General features: G+C 58.1%; 14 protein-coding genes. 9 read left to right on the top strand and 5 right to left on the bottom strand.

Annotation, left to right across the window (positions count from 1 at the left end; genetic code table 11):
- The first annotated feature begins 225 nt into the window (after window positions 1-225).
- The 5 genes from J2Y90_RS26485 to J2Y90_RS07315 all read left to right on the top strand — a co-directional run bounded on the left by J2Y90_RS26485 (window position 226) and on the right by J2Y90_RS07315 (window position 3,335).
- Window positions 226-357, top strand: a complete 132-nt coding sequence (locus tag J2Y90_RS26485; RefSeq protein ID WP_301291613.1) for a hypothetical protein — start codon at window positions 226-228, stop codon at window positions 355-357.
- Between the two features lie 357 nt (window positions 358-714).
- The gene (locus tag J2Y90_RS07330) at window positions 715-1,857 is read left to right on the top strand and encodes a hypothetical protein (protein ID WP_253497964.1); all 1,143 of its coding nucleotides are present in this window, start codon (window positions 715-717) and stop codon (window positions 1,855-1,857) included.
- A gap of 345 nt (window positions 1,858-2,202) precedes the next feature.
- On the top strand, window positions 2,203-2,505 hold the full coding sequence (locus J2Y90_RS07325) for a hypothetical protein (RefSeq protein WP_253497961.1): 303 nt from the start codon (window positions 2,203-2,205) through the stop codon (window positions 2,503-2,505).
- 111 nt (window positions 2,506-2,616) lie between these two features.
- Window positions 2,617-3,063 (top strand): hypothetical protein, encoded by a 447-nt coding sequence (locus tag J2Y90_RS07320; RefSeq protein WP_253497958.1) that lies wholly within the window; start codon window positions 2,617-2,619, stop codon window positions 3,061-3,063.
- Entirely contained in the window at window positions 3,063-3,335 is a 273-nt protein-coding gene (locus J2Y90_RS07315; protein WP_253497955.1) for a type II toxin-antitoxin system RelE/ParE family toxin, read from the top strand. Before J2Y90_RS07320 ends, J2Y90_RS07315 begins: the two co-directional genes overlap by 1 nt.
- A gap of 187 nt (window positions 3,336-3,522) precedes the next feature.
- Here J2Y90_RS07315 and J2Y90_RS07310 read toward each other — a convergent pair whose 3' ends face one another.
- Both J2Y90_RS07310 and hslO read right to left on the bottom strand, forming a co-directional pair.
- Window positions 3,523-5,064 carry a phosphoenolpyruvate carboxykinase gene (locus J2Y90_RS07310; RefSeq protein ID WP_016772179.1) on the bottom strand — a complete coding sequence of 514 codons (1,542 nt, stop codon included), beginning with the start codon at window positions 5,062-5,064 and terminating at the stop codon, window positions 3,523-3,525.
- Between the two features lie 181 nt (window positions 5,065-5,245).
- Window positions 5,246-6,148 (bottom strand): Hsp33 family molecular chaperone HslO, encoded by a 903-nt coding sequence (hslO, locus tag J2Y90_RS07305; protein ID WP_042608585.1) that lies wholly within the window; start codon window positions 6,146-6,148, stop codon window positions 5,246-5,248.
- A gap of 106 nt (window positions 6,149-6,254) precedes the next feature.
- Between hslO and J2Y90_RS07300 the strand changes: the two genes are divergently transcribed.
- A complete protein-coding gene (locus tag J2Y90_RS07300; RefSeq protein WP_253497952.1) occupies window positions 6,255-7,055 on the top strand; it encodes a phosphatase PAP2 family protein in 801 nt (266 codons plus the stop codon).
- 89 nt (window positions 7,056-7,144) lie between these two features.
- Here J2Y90_RS07300 and J2Y90_RS07295 read toward each other — a convergent pair whose 3' ends face one another.
- Window positions 7,145-7,549: an RNA-binding S4 domain-containing protein gene (locus tag J2Y90_RS07295; RefSeq protein WP_253497949.1), complete on the bottom strand. Its 405-nt coding sequence runs from the start codon at window positions 7,547-7,549 to the stop codon at window positions 7,145-7,147.
- 116 nt (window positions 7,550-7,665) lie between these two features.
- Between J2Y90_RS07295 and J2Y90_RS07290 the strand changes: the two genes are divergently transcribed.
- The 3 genes from J2Y90_RS07290 to rimK are packed head-to-tail and all read left to right on the top strand — an operon-like array spanning window position 7,666 to window position 9,843.
- Window positions 7,666-8,445: an EAL domain-containing protein gene (locus tag J2Y90_RS07290; protein WP_253497946.1), complete on the top strand. Its 780-nt coding sequence runs from the start codon at window positions 7,666-7,668 to the stop codon at window positions 8,443-8,445.
- 34 nt (window positions 8,446-8,479) lie between these two features.
- Window positions 8,480-8,941, top strand: a complete 462-nt coding sequence (locus J2Y90_RS07285; protein WP_172667902.1) for an ATP-dependent zinc protease family protein — start codon at window positions 8,480-8,482, stop codon at window positions 8,939-8,941.
- Window positions 8,938-9,843 carry a 30S ribosomal protein S6--L-glutamate ligase gene (gene rimK / locus J2Y90_RS07280; RefSeq protein WP_024011184.1) on the top strand — a complete coding sequence of 302 codons (906 nt, stop codon included), beginning with the start codon at window positions 8,938-8,940 and terminating at the stop codon, window positions 9,841-9,843. The genes J2Y90_RS07285 and rimK overlap by 4 nt, the downstream gene beginning before the upstream one ends.
- Window positions 9,844-9,931: 88 nt before the next feature.
- Here the strand turns inward: rimK and J2Y90_RS07275 are convergent, their stop codons facing one another.
- Both J2Y90_RS07275 and ompR read right to left on the bottom strand, forming a co-directional pair.
- Window positions 9,932-11,245, bottom strand: coding sequence for an ATP-binding protein (locus J2Y90_RS07275; RefSeq protein WP_253497944.1), 1,314 nt, complete (start codon window positions 11,243-11,245; stop codon window positions 9,932-9,934).
- Window positions 11,246-11,358: 113 nt separating this feature from the next.
- Complete coding sequence (gene ompR / locus J2Y90_RS07270; RefSeq protein ID WP_253497942.1) at window positions 11,359-12,099, bottom strand: osmolarity response regulator transcription factor OmpR; 741 nt, start codon at window positions 12,097-12,099, stop codon at window positions 11,359-11,361.
- Between the last annotated feature and the right edge of the window lie 29 nt (window positions 12,100-12,128).

Genomic DNA, 12,128 nt, shown 5'->3' with positions numbered 1-12,128 from the left:
GACATGCCAAAAGCCTAGCGGGCGATCGCAGCGAGTCGAGAAAAGGTCGAGGGCAAATCAATACGGAATGATACAGCCCGCAAGGCTCGGCCACAGGCGAAAACAGACGACACGATTTGTTTATCGCGGCGTTTCTCGGCATCGCGCTAGCGTGCTTGTTCTGTCCACGATTACACCTGCAAGCCTGTACGGCTGTTGTGTGCACTACTCCCCAAAGGAATGAACATGTCGAACAAACTGAAATTGGCCCTTACGCTCATCATCGCCTCACTGCTGTTGGCTGGATGCATGCCGCTGCCCGGTGAAATACCGGACCTTGCCAGCTGCCTGACGAACGTATCACCAGCAATGGCCTGATCAACAAGACAGCAACGCCGCCACGCGCAACTGCCCATTGAGTATCTGCTCATGCGCGCTTTGGCGGTTGCTCGCTCGCACTCATGGGCCGGGCTGATGTATCAATCCCTGTCGTCCATCCAAGACCTGCAACGGCGAAAAACCGCTTCTAACTGGTCGCTCCAGCCGGAGTGACCTGTTCAATCCCACACACTTTAGTTACTGGTGCAGGGCTACTTTATTAAAATTTTCAATCAAAAAGCTCACCAAAAAAAACATATAACTTGCCCCATTACAAACGCAGAAACACCAACATGCTTTATTTATACACGCAACTCACTCTAACTTGTTGCTCTTCAACTTAATGAGAGCAACACCATGACAGTTCTAACTATATTTTTCTGCGGTACGGGTTCCAACAAGTTCGATACCGCCCATGAAAACTTCTGGGACGGCGAACTGGTTTCGACGCTCGCGGCCAACCATAAAGGTCGCGAGTTCGCCGAATGGATCATTGTGGATGGACCAGGCAGCGGCAACCTGCAGGCTGACGACCTGTTCACCAAGACCAAAGAGTATGGCCTCAGCGGCACGCTTTTCGGCAAAGGCTGGGAAGAAAACGTGCAGCACGCCGTCAATATCATCAAGGGCAAGTGCGATTGGCAGCGTGAGCAACTGACCGAGGCTCAATACAACCGTCTTAAAGCCGCCGGCATTCCTATTGAAAATGTGAAGATCGAGGGTTCGTGGTTCTGGCGTAAATACAACTACGGTGACCGCAGCGTGACCCAGCAGAAGTTGCAGGAGCAGATCATCAAAACGTTCCGCAAGGACGGCATTATTCCCACCCAAGTGAATCTGGTGGGTTGGAGCCGAGGCGGTGTAAGTTGCCATATGTTGGCCAATGCGATGTTGAATGATCGCGAGCTGAGCAATATTCCGGTGAAGATATTCGCCCTTGATCCCGTACCGGGAATCGGCAACTTCCAGGATGCGCGTGTCAAACTCGGTGCCAATGTCAAAGAATATGTTGCCTTCTACGCTCGCGATGAACGCTCCAAAGGTTTCAGCTGTGTCATTCCACAAACCGCTCCCGGTACCAAGACCTGCATCTACCCGATGGCTGGACGCCACGCGACCATGGCCGGCAACGCCACCGCTGCCGGTGGCGTGCCCACCGGCAGCGGCGACCTGAAAACGCTGGTCGCGCCTGGCCGCATCGTCCGCCACCTCGCCGAAACCTGCCTCAAGCGCTGGGGCGTACAACTGGAAAAAACCCTGAACCTGAGCGAAGCCGAGCTCCTGCGCCTGAGTGGCGCCATCGTCGCCGACGAAGCGCGCTACAAGAAGATGCACAGCGTTTCCTACACCTACTTCACCGAACTGGATCAAGGTGAGCGCTATGTTTCGCTGGGCAGCAAAGGGGTGCCGTTCTCGGCGGTGAAAGGCACGATCTACCGGCCGGCAACCGGACTGACCACGAGCCTGCTGGATATTTCCGGTTACCAGCATCTGCGTTGAAAAACGTTGAAGAATCGATAGCAACGTCCGGCATAGAGTTCTTCCCGTTCCTACTTCACGCGATGCCTTGTCGGCTATCACGAGCGGGTGGTGCGAACCTATAGTCGTGGCTGTCGCTGTCTGTTCAGCGACTCGGGCTTGGTCACCCGATTGGTTCGTGTATACGCATGCACTGTATGCCGCGGGCACTCACTTGCCTGCAGTTTATGGTGACTGTGTTTGGGACACCCTCGGGTGTGCCGGGTATGTGCACGATCCTCACCGGTTGACCAACCCGAACACAGTCGCCTCCTGTCGCTTGGTCACGATGTGGCGGCTTCATTTGCAGCATCTGGGGGTCGAAAAATGAAAGCACGCCGTCAATACATCGCCGATCGCTACCGCCCACTCGAATCAAACCTCACCGACAGCAAACCGCTGATCATCGACACACAAGCCAACCCGCAGGACATCCTCGAGTGCGCCGTCCAGCGCCTGCGCGCCTCCAGCGACCTTCTGCAAACCCTGTACTGCCTCAACTTCAAACAAGCCGACGTCGAAGACATCCCCCACCTCACCCACGCCCTCTATCTACTGACCCAGGACGGCTGCGACCTGCTGCAAGTCGCACAGACACAAATGCTCAACTGGAAAGCGCCGGCCCAGTAACGAACAAAACATATCGCCGTCCACGTCCTGTGCACCGCAAGGAGTCGAATTTTGCAAACTACTATTGATTGCGTACGATGGGAGCCATCACTCAGCGAAGGGCTCGCTTTTATGACCAGCACTGAAACCATCGATCACAGCACCCTTGTTCACTTGGTTGAAAACGGTTCTGTCAGCGGCACGAATATCGTCGCCAAATCGGGTGGCTGGTCGATAGAAATTCATCAAGGCAGGAACATATATAAGCTGACCGCTCAGCGTAGTGGTCAATTGCGGCTGTTCAAAAAAATGGAGACGCTGGTGACCTATTTGCAAGGCTTGGGCATTAGCCAATTCAACGTGGATGCCTCCGGTTATGATCCGCTGCAACTGAAAACTTACGCCCGCCCTGATCGCTCCGAAGCGTTGAAGCAAGCGCATGAAGCCGCCGCTTATGAAGAATGGTTCAAACGCCAGGTCCAGATCAGCATCGATGATCCACGACCTAGTGTCAGCGATGCAGACGCTCGCCGAATATTCGCCGCCAAGCGTGATGCCCTGCGTCAACGAGGGCGCTGATGAGGTTGGTCTGGCGCCCGGAAGCGCTTGCTGACCGAGACCGGATAATGAACCGCATCAGCCAGGACAACCCCGACGCGGCTGCGGACCTCGATGAAATGTTCGAATCAAAAGGGGAAATCGCAAGACAGCGCCCAACCTTGTACAAAAAGGGCAAGGTCGACGGCACACGTGAAATCGTTGCAGCCTCCAACTACGTCATCGTCTACGTAATCAAAAAAGACTGTGTTGAAGTGCTTCGTGTCCTGCATGCACGGCGGCAATGGCCATAGTTAAGAGGGTCAAGCTGTTGTAGCGTTAAGTGCCATTATTCTGGTCGTAGTACGCAAAAAGTGAAGAAATATTGATACATGGCTAGGGCATGTAAAGAACAGCTCCGGGAATGAGCTGACTCGGAATCTTCGCTCATAAAAAAAACCGCCCCAAAGGGCGGTTTTTTCATTCACTGCAAACCACTACTTACAACTTCGGCCCAGCCGCCTTGATCGCGTCGCTCACTTCGAACTTCTTGAAGTTCTCGATGAACAGACCGGCCAGGGCTTTCGCTGCCTCGTCATACGCCGCTTTGTCAGCCCAGGTATTGCGTGGGTTGAGCAGGTTGGTGTCGACGCCCGGTACGGCCAGTGGCACGTCGAGGTTGATGGTGTCGAGGTGTTCAGTGGCTGCACCGATCAGCGCGCCGCTCTGGATCGCGGCGATCACTGCGCGGGTGGTCGGGATGTTGAAGCGTTGGCCGACGCCGTAGCCACCGCCGGTCCAGCCGGTGTTGACCAGGTAGACCTTGGAGCCGAAGCCGCGGATGCGTTTGATCAGCAGTTCGGCGTATTCGCCAGCCGGGCGCGGGAAGAACGGTGCGCCGAAGCAGGTGGAGAAAGTCGACTTGATGCCGCTGCCCGACCCCATTTCAGTCGAGCCCACCAGTGCGGTGTAGCCGGACAGGAAGTGGTAGGCCGCTTGTTCTTCGTTGAGGATCGACACTGGCGGCAGCACGCCGGTCAGGTCGCAGGTCAGGAAGATCACCGCGTTTGGCTCGCCACCGAGGTTCTTCTCGGAACGCTTGGCAACGTGCTCCAGCGGATACGCGGCGCGGCTGTTCTGAGTCAGGCTGACATCGGCGTAGTCGGCGTGCTTGGCGTCGTCGATAACGACGTTTTCCAGCACCGCGCCGTGCTTGATGGCTTTCCAGATGACCGGCTCGTTCTTCTCGGAGAGGTCGATGCACTTGGCATAGCAACCGCCTTCGATGTTGAACACTACGCCTTCGCCCCAGCCATGTTCGTCGTCACCGATCAGGTAACGGCTTTCGTCGGCCGACAGGGTGGTTTTACCGGTGCCCGACAGACCGAAGAACAGGGTCACGTCGCCATCTTCGCCGATGTTGGCAGCGCAGTGCATTGGCAGCACGTCAGCGGCCGGGAGCAGGAAGTTCTGCACCGAGAACATGGCTTTCTTCATCTCACCGGCGTAACGCATGCCGGCGATCAGCACTTTCTTCTGCGCGAAGTTGATGATCACGCAGCCGTCGGAGTTGGTGCCGTCACGCTCAGGCACGCACTCGAAGTTCGCGACGTTGAGCACTTGCCATTCTTCGCGGCCAGCCGGGTTGTACTGGGCCGGGTTGATGAACAGGCAACGACCGAACAGGTTCTGCCAGGCAGTCTGCGTGGTCATTTTCACGGCCAGGTAGTGATCTTCCGCCGCGCCTACATGCACGTGGGACACGAAGTGCTCTTGCGCGTTGTTGAAGGCCTCAACGCGAGCCCACAGGGCATCGAACTTGTCGGCCGGGAACTTGCGGTTGATCGGGCCCCAGGCGATAGCGGCCTGGGTGGAAGGCTCTTCAACGATGAAACGGTCGACTGGCGAACGGCCGGTGCGGTGACCGGTGCGAACAACCAGAGCGCCGGTATCGGCAAGCTCGCCTTCACCGCGATTCAGGGCTTCTTTTACCAGATCATCAACACTCAGATCGGTGTACACGGCGTTATTGGCTTGCGTCATGAGGTTCCCCGTCGGCCAGTGGCCGAGTGTGCTCCAAACGTTTTGTAGTAGAAAGTCGTGCACTACTACCGCGAAAAAAGTGGGCCGGATTATGCCAGAAAAGCCCAAAAAGAGTAGGGTCCTCCCGTCGTAACGGCGATATTCCGTCATTCCGCAGTGAATTTACCTGCGCTGAACCGTTTTAGTGACGGGTATCTGACGGCGTATCGACGCCCGCGCCAGCGAACAATTGAGCAATATCGGCCGCATCGAACAGGTACTGCTGATTGCAGAACTGGCAATCGATCTCGACTTTGCCGCCCTGCTCGGCTGCCAGCGCCAGCGCATCTTCCAGCCCCAGACTGACCAGCGCATTGCCGGAGCGTTCCCGCGAGCAGCTGCAACTGAAACGCAGATGCTGCACATCGAACAGGCGCACTTGCTCCTCGTGGTACAGGCGATGCAGCACGGTTTCGTTGTCCAGGCTGAGCAGTTCATCGGCGCTCAGAGTGCTGGCCAACGCGGTGAGGTGCTGCCAGCTGGCGGCCCGTTCTTCTTCGTCTTTCAAGCGATCGGCGGGCAATTGCTGCAGCAGCAGGCCACGGGCACGACGACCGTCGGCGAACAGCTTGAAGCGCGTGCCGACTTGCTGCGACATGACGAAATAATTGGTGAAGCAATCGGAGAGCGTTTCGCCGTCGAGGTCGACGATGCCCTGATAGCGCTGGCCCACAGTCGGATCGACAGTCAGGGCGAGAACGCCGTTCGGCATCAGGTCGCTGAGGGTGGCGTCAGCCGCGATCTGCTCGGCGTCATAGCGCGCCAGGCCACGGATTTCGCGCTCGCTGGAGCACTCGATCATCAGCAATGGAATCGGCCCTTCCGAACGCGCCTGCAAGATCAGCAGGCCATCGAACTTGAGCGTGCCGACCAGCAACGACGCGGCCGCCATCAGTTCGCCGAGCAACTGCGCGACTGGCTCCGGGTACGGGTGCTTGGCGAGGACTTCGGCGTAGCTGCGCTCCAGCGCTACCAGCTCGCCGCGAGTGTCGCTGTCATCGAAGATGAAGCGTTGAGTGAAATCGGTATCCGCTAGGTCGGTCATAAGTCTGGGTATCTGAATGTGATGACAAAATGGTTACAAAACGTGAAAATTTGCGCTTGCTGGCACTTTATTTGGTGCCGGCGCTTTTCGCCATGGGAGGCATTTTATGAACAATCCGGGTTTGTTCCAATCAAGGTGGAACCTCGGCCGGCTGGTTCTGTGTAACGTAGTGCCGTTGGCGCTACTGGCTTTCTGGTTATGGCCTACGGGCCAGATGCTGTGTGTGATTTTCGACGAGTGGCTGTTCCGCTCGCTCAATGCACCACTGGCCAGCAACCCGATATGGCTCCACATCTGGGCAATTGCAAGTCTGCGCCCGTTTGACATCGTCGTCGGACTCATTTTGCTGACGCTGCTGATCAAGGGCGACTGGGTCTTCAGGGCGATCGACGTGCGCCGCGCATTCTTCGGTTTTTTCTCGATCCTGCTGTTGATGGTGGTGATTCGCGCGCTGTTTTCCAAATTCGCCGATCACATGGGCTGGCAGCACAGCAGCCCGTCGATGGTGATCGAGGGTGCCGTGCACATCAGCGATTATTTTCCGCACCTAGAAAAAACCTGGGAGCTGAAGGACCGTTCGGGCCAGAGCTTTCCCGGGGATCATGCTTCGGTGCTATTGATCTGGGCGCTGTTCATGGGCGTGTTCAGCCGCACCGTCGGCCAGTTTTTGACGGTCTGGGGTCTGGCAGTGCTGTTCATGTTGCCGCGCCTGGTGGCTGGCGCGCACTGGGGCCAGGACGACTACATCGGTGGTGTGCTGCTGGCGGTCTGGGCATTGGGCTGGGGTTACTACACGCCGTTTGCCTGGCACGCGTCGAACTTCTGGTTGAAGCTGACCGCGCCGGTTTTCGCGCTGCTGGGCAAGTTGCCGCTGGTGTCGCGGATGAGTGTAATTTCCGCCCGGTAAATGGTGGTGCCTCGAAAAGATCGCAGCCTTCGGCAGCTCCTACAGGGATCGCATTCCAACTGTAGGACCTGCCGCAGGCTGCGATCTTTTTACTCGTCGTTGCTACCGCGAAACTTGAACAGATCGCGCCGCTGCTTCTTGCTCGGCTTGCCATCGGTGCTCACGCCCAACGACCCTGCCTTGCGCATCGCCGCAGCCGCTTCACGCTTGGCGATACTCGCCTCGGTCTCGGCATACAGGGTCTGCGCCTCGGGTGCGCCACGACGCACGATCGACAAGGCCTCGACCCTCACGGTGCGCACTTCGAAGCCGGTGCGAATCTCGAACTCATCGCCTATGCGTGGCTCCTTGCCCGGTTTGCAGCGTTCGCCGCGACAATGCACCTTGCCACTTTCAATCGCTGCTTTGGCCAGGGCACGAGTCTTGTAGAAGCGCGCCGCCCATAGCCATTTATCGAGACGGACCTTGTCGTCCTCCTCCTGTTTCTGCGCCATATGAATTCCTCGTTCAGCCAGTAGTCGGAACTGTACTACCGTTTCTGTCGGGCGCAAGAACCCGGCCCACCAGATAGACTGTGATCTTCGCCGCATGACCGGCCTGGAGTGACCGAGTGACAAAATTTCCGACTTCATTGACCTCGCCCAACGGCGGTTGCCAGGGCTGCCAGCAAAGCGAGCCGCTGGACTTCGATTTTGCCTTCGCCTTCCAGCCGATCGTCGACCTTCGCGATCAGTCCGTGTTTGCCCACGAAGCGCTGGTGCGAGGCGTGGCAGGAGAAGGCGCACTGTCCGTGTTAAATCAGGTTACAGAAGACAATCGCTACCGTTTCGACCAGCTCTGCCGGACCCGCGCCATCGAAGGTGCGGCGAACCTTAATATGCAGACACACTTGTCGATCAACTTTTTGCCCAACGCCGTCTACCGTCCAGAGCTATGCATTCGCAGCACGCTGGAGGCCGCACGAAAACACAACTTTCCGATCGACCGGCTGATTTTCGAAACCCTGGAAATCGAGCACGTAGATAATTATCGCCATTTGACCAATATTCTGCGTGAATACCGCGAATTCGGCTTCAAGACCGCCATCGACGATTTCGGTGCCGGCTATTCGGGGCTCAATCTGCTGGCTGATTTCCAACCGGACCTGATCAAACTCGACATGGCGCTGATCCGCGATGTCGATCAAGACCGTGTCCGTCAGGTGATCGTGCGGGGGATTGTCACAATGTGTGCGGAGTTGGACGTTACAGTCATTGCCGAAGGCATCGAGAGCGTCGGGGAGCGGGATTTCCTCGCGGACTGTGGAATATTTCTGATGCAGGGCTACTGGTTCGCCAGACCTGCATTCAAAGCGTTGCCCCAGGTGCCAGACGAAGCCTGGAAGCGCTAATCCTTGGTTTTTTTCATTGAAGACATTTGATCATTTGACCGTTGTCGGTCTGCGCGAGTGGGTGGCGCTCCCGGGCCTGGGAGTCGCCGGCCTGCGCGCGAAAATCGACACCGGCGCCAGCACTTCCAGCCTGCACGCCACCGACATCGAACCGTTCGAACGCGACGGCGAGAAATGGGTGCGCTTCACCGCGCACCTGGGCACGGTGGTGCAATTGCGTCACCGCCGCTGCGAAGCCCCGCTGGTCACGCGCAAAACCATCAAAAGCTCCAATGGCCATGCGCAGGTGCGCTACGTGATCAGCACCACGCTGGCCCTGGGTGATCGGGTCTGGCCGGTGGAATTCACCCTGGCCTGCCGCAAGTCCATGCGCTATCGCCTGTTGCTCGGCTCCAAAGCCCTGATCGATGGCCAGTTGGTGGTCAATCCGGGCATCAAATATGTACAAGACAAGCCGGTGTTCCCGGTATCTACCTCCTCCACAGGTGTTGCATGAAGATCGCTGTGCTGTCGCGTAATCCGCGTCTGTATTCCACCCGCCGTCTGGTCGAAGCCGGAATCGAGCGCGGGCATGAAATGGTGGTGATCGACACCTTGCGCGCCTACATGAACATTGCCAGCCACAAGCCGCAGATCCATTACCGCGGCAAACCGCTGGAAGGTTTTGATGCAGTGATTCCGCGGATTGGCGCGTCGGTGACGTTCTACGGCTGCGCGGTGTTGCGTCAGTTCGAAATGATGGGTGTGTTCCCGCTCAACGAATCGGTGGCCATTGCCCGTTCGCGGGACAAATTGCGTTCGCTGCAGTTGCTGTCGCGGCGCGGGATCGGTTTGCCGGTCACCGGTTTTGCTCACTCGCCGGATGACATTCCCGACCTGATCGCCATGGTCAACGGCGCACCGCTGGTGATCAAGGTGCTTGAAGGCACTCAGGGCATCGGCGTGGTGCTGTGCGAAACAGCCACGGCGGCAGAATCGGTGATCGAAGCGTTCATGGGCCTGAAGCAGAACATCATGGTTCAGGAATACATCAAGGAAGCTGGCGGCGCAGACATCCGCTGCTTCGTGGTCGGCGACAAGGTGATCGCGGCGATGAAGCGTCAGGCCAAGCCGGGCGAGTTTCGTTCCAACCTGCACCGCGGCGGCAGCGCCAGCCTGATCAAGATCACCCCGGAAGAACGCATGACCGCGTTACGCGCCGCCAAAGTCATGGGCCTGGCGGTAGCGGGTGTGGATATTCTGCGTTCCAATCATGGCCCGCTGGTGATGGAAGTGAATTCGTCGCCGGGACTGGAAGGGATTGAGACCACCACCGGCAAGAACGTGGCCGGGATTATCATCGAACATCTTGAAAAGAATGGCGGGCCGAATATGACCCGGACCAAGGGCAAGGGCTAGAAGCAAAAGATCGCAGCCTTCGGCAGCTCCTACAGGGGAATGCATTTCCAGTAGGAGCTGCCGAAGGCTGCGATCTTTTTTTCAGGCTTTACACCGCATCGCGGGGCAACATCAACCCCAACGGCAATCTCACCCGCGCTTCAAGCCCACCCCCGGACCGGTTGCGCAATTCGACATTGCCGCCATGCATCGCCGCAATCCTTTTCACGATCGCCAGTCCCAGCCCGGTACCTTTGCCACCGCGAGCCCGATCACCTCGGGTAAACGGGTTGAAAATCGCTTCGAGCTCGGACGGATCAATCCCGGCGCCACGGTCCATTACGCTCAGCACCACATACGGCGCGCTGACGTCACCGGAAACATAAGCCGCGACTTCAACGCTGCCACCGGCATGGTTCAAGGCGTTGCCGATCAGGTTGTTGAGCAAACGCTTCATCGAAACCCGACGCAGCGGGAAAGGCTGAATCGGTTCCAGGCGCAGGCGCACTTTCTCTTCGTTCTGGTTGTACGGTGCGGCCACTTCACGCACCAGATCGCTGAGGTCGACTTCTTCCACCGACTCGTCGCGACCGTCGCGAATGAATGCGAGGAACTGATCGAGAATCGCGTCCATGTCTTCGATGTCGCGGACCATGTCGTCGGTGAGGTCGGTGTGGTCGCCCATCAGTTCCAGCGACAGGCGCAAGCGTGTCAGCGGCGTACGCAAGTCGTGGGACACCCCCGCCAGCATCAGCTCGCGTTCGCGCCCGGCCTGTTCGACGTCTTCGGCCATCTGGTTGAACGCGCGGTAAACCTCGGTCATTTCGCTCGGCGTGTCGCTGATCGGCAGGCGCACGCTACGGCCCTGGCCAAGTTGCCGCGCGGCATAGACCAGACGCTTCAACGGCTGGTTGAGCTGGCTGACGAATATCCATGCCGATGCTGTCGACAAGAGGCCGATGGCAAGGAACCAGCCGAGCACGTTCCAGATTTTCTGGCCGCGCAGCGGATGTGGATACAACGGTACTTTCAGCCAGCCATCACCCAGACTGGGTGCGCGAACCCACAGTGCCGGTGGTGAGTGCATGCGCAACCGCACCTCGGTGTCGGCACCCAGTTCCGCCTGCATCTGACGCTGATAGATTTCGCTGTAAGGCCAGTGCTGTTCGCCTTCCGGCACACCGGCGCCGACCACCCGAATCAGGGTCGCGGCATCGGCAATTTTTGCGCGGTTTTCTTCGTCGGCGGCCCAATAGGCGCGCAGCGTCAGAGCGACACCGTGACTGTATTGGCGATCCACCAGCACGTCCTCGTTCATCAACAGATAAACCAGGGTCAGCGCCTTGGAAAACAGCACGACGATAAGCACCAGCCAAAGGGTGCGAGAGAAAAAGCTTTGGGGGAACCAGACGGGGGTTTTCATCTTTAACCGCTACACACTTGCAGGAGCGAGCAATGCTCGCATATTGCGGATTGCGAGTCTGTGGCAATGGTCAGGCGACCAGAGCCGGCAGACCCGCTCCTACAAATCACCGATCACTTGGTGGCGGCGCCATCCGGTACGAACACGTAACCCACGCCCCAGACGGTCTGGATGTAGCGCGGTTTCGACGCATCGGGCTCGATCATCCGGCGCAGACGCGAGATCTGCACGTCAATGGAACGCTCCAACGCATCCCACTCACGGCCACGAGCCAGGTTCATCAGTTTGTCGCGGGTCAGCGGCTGACGCGCGTTCATCACCAAAGCCTTGAGTACAGCGAACTCACCGGTGGTGAGCATGTGCACCTCGTCGCCACGCTTGAGTTCGCGGGTGGCCAGCGACAACACGTAATCACCGAAGGTGACGTTTTCGTCTTCGCTGCCCGGCGCGCCCGGTACCGGTGCGGCCTGACGGCGCAAGACCGCTTTGACCCGCGCCATCAGCTCGTCCGGGTTGAACGGCTTGGCCAGGTAATCATCGGCGCCCAGTTCAAGGCCCTTGATACGGCTCAGCTCATCGCCCTTGGCGGTGAGCATGATGATCGGAATCTGGTTGTTCGCGCCACGCAGGCGGCGGCAAGCGGTCAGGCCGTCTTCGCCCGGCAGCATCAGGTCGAGAACGACCAGATTGAACACTTCACGCGCCAGCAGACGATCCATCTGCTCGGTGTTCGGAACGGTACGGGCACGGTAGCCCTTGCTGACGAAGAAACGCTCCAGCAGGCTGCTCAGCCCCGGATCGTCATCAACGATAAGAATTTTTTCGCCTTCAGCCGTTTGTGCAGTGCTGCTCATTGGATGCTCCTTTTAGCTCGGCGCGCATT

The organism is Pseudomonas koreensis, from assembly GCF_024169245.1.
GTDB lineage: Bacteria > Pseudomonadota > Gammaproteobacteria > Pseudomonadales > Pseudomonadaceae > Aquipseudomonas > Aquipseudomonas koreensis_F.
Note: the sequence above shows the minus strand (reverse complement) of the source record. Positions and strands in the feature narration are given on the sequence as shown.